This window comes from Enhygromyxa salina (assembly GCF_000737335.2).
Lineage (GTDB): Bacteria > Myxococcota_A > Polyangia > Nannocystales > Nannocystaceae > Plesiocystis > Plesiocystis salina_C.
Genome location: NZ_JMCC02000252.1, coordinates 1 through 1,905, shown reverse-complemented (window position 1 = coordinate 1,905; position 1,905 = coordinate 1). Strand labels below are relative to the sequence as shown.

Below are 1,905 nucleotides of genomic sequence, written 5' to 3'. Positions count from 1 at the left end.
CATCGCCATCGCCATCGCCATCGCCATCGCCATCGCCATCGCCATCGCCATCGCCATCGCCATCGCCATCGCCATCGCCGTCGCCGGTCTCGGTGCTCTCATCCGAACCCGGAGCCGCTGCATCGTCCTGGCAACCCGCGGCGAGGGACATGGTCAAGCCGAGGGCCAGGTAAGGGGTACTGCGTCGCATTACCAAGTGTGTGCCACGAGCGGGCGAACCGATCACCGACCACCGCTCGGCGGCGCCCAGCTCCGCAGCTGCTCGAGCGCGTGGGCGTTCCCCCGCGTGAGCGTGCCGGCGTTCCATCGCTGGCGGGCCCCCCGACCCGCCGCTCGCCGTCCGACGCTATCCGCGAGGGCGACCCGAGCTCGGGCCCGGGTCCGCGTCGCTGCGTTCGGATCGAGTCTCGAGCGCCACGCTGGGGTCCCGCGCTATCTCCCGACCGACCCCGGCCGGGCCCCACGATAGTGGCGCTGCGGCCGATCCCATGTCCGGGCGCCGTCCGGGATAGCGACGCAGCGATCGAAACCGCTCGGAGCTCGGCGCGAGAGCTCGCTGCTATCGCGCGCGGCGACCCGACTCTCCTCGCGCGATCAATTACACCCCTCGCGACGAGCTCCGCGGCGTGGCGCGAGCATCCGCGGCAGCGTTCACACAGCTCCCGAGTCGCCCGCGGGCACCCCACGCTATCCGCGACGGGCAGCCGAGGTCGAGCTCGGGCATGGCGCGCAGCGATCGGGCCGAGTCCGAGCCCCCTGTTTGAGTCCCACGCTATCCCCGGGCAAGCTCGGAGCCGCGCGGAGAGGACTTCCGAATGGGGTTCCAGGATGCGTGATGCGCGGGATTCAGGCGTGCCATGCAGGTCTTCGGTGGCGAGGGTCCGTCGAGAGCTGAGGGAGAGGTCGAGCGAGGGCGGAGGACGGCACGTCACGTGCTCGCTCGCTACCGGCGAGGTGCGACTTCGCTCGGATCGGCGGGCTCGAGGCATGGCGACGCCCATCGCCGTCTCTCTCGGACGCGACGTTCAGGAGTTCAAGCAGCGAACTTCAGCTCGAGTTGGCCAGGCAAGGGCGGCCTCGGGCGTGGCGTTGGCCTCGGCCCGAGCCCGGCGTTGGCCAGCACTCGAGCGATCGCCTCGCGCTCGTTGGCGATCTCGACGAGCTTCATCGCACCTCGGCAGCGCGGGCAGGTCATCACGTCGACCGCAAACACTCGCTGGAGCAGCCATGCCCACGGGTGCCGGTTCGAGGGCTTCGTGCTGCGGGGCGGAGCACAGCCGGGCTCGAGCTCGGTCGCCTCGCCGACGAACAACCCCATCTGCGTCGGCTCGGCAGGCGCGGGCACGCGGGCAGGCACAACTTCGCTGCGCGCGTTGGCATGGGCAGCGAGCACGCCGTGGTAGCGCAACATGTGAAATCGCGGCGGCGGGATCAGTGCGACGAGCCGCGCGATGAGATCATGAGGGTCCAGCACCACCGCGTGCGTGCCATCGCGCCAGGCGTGTTTGAACCGATACACCAGACGCTGGCGCTCGGGAGTGAGCTCGAGCCGCTCCTGAGCGACTGGCGGTCGCGCGACGTACCGGCATAGTCGCTCGAGTCGTCGTCGATCTCGACCGTCGATCGCCGGCCCGGCGTGTACATTGACGCCACCGACTTCGGCGAGCGACTCGCCGGGTGCAGGGACCTCGCAGACCGGATGCACGAGCTTGCGCGTGCGCTGCCCGGGCGCGTCGCCGAGTAGCTGGCGGTCACTGACGGACGCGCCGTAGCACGCGGCGAGTGCCGGCTGGTCGTGGGCGAGCTCATTGGTGTCGGCATCGTCGAGCTCGTCGAGCGAGCGACCATGACGCTTGCACATGCGGGCGAGTCCCTCGTATGTCCAGCGGGCGACGTCGGCGACTT

General features: G+C 70.3%; 1 protein-coding gene. It reads right to left on the bottom strand.

The window, feature by feature from the left end; all coding sequences use genetic code 11:
- Positions 1–1,033: 1,033 nt before the first annotated feature.
- The coding region (locus DB30_RS40680; RefSeq protein ID WP_205633209.1) for a transposase at positions 1,034–1,905 on the bottom strand (872 nt) is incomplete at its 5' end.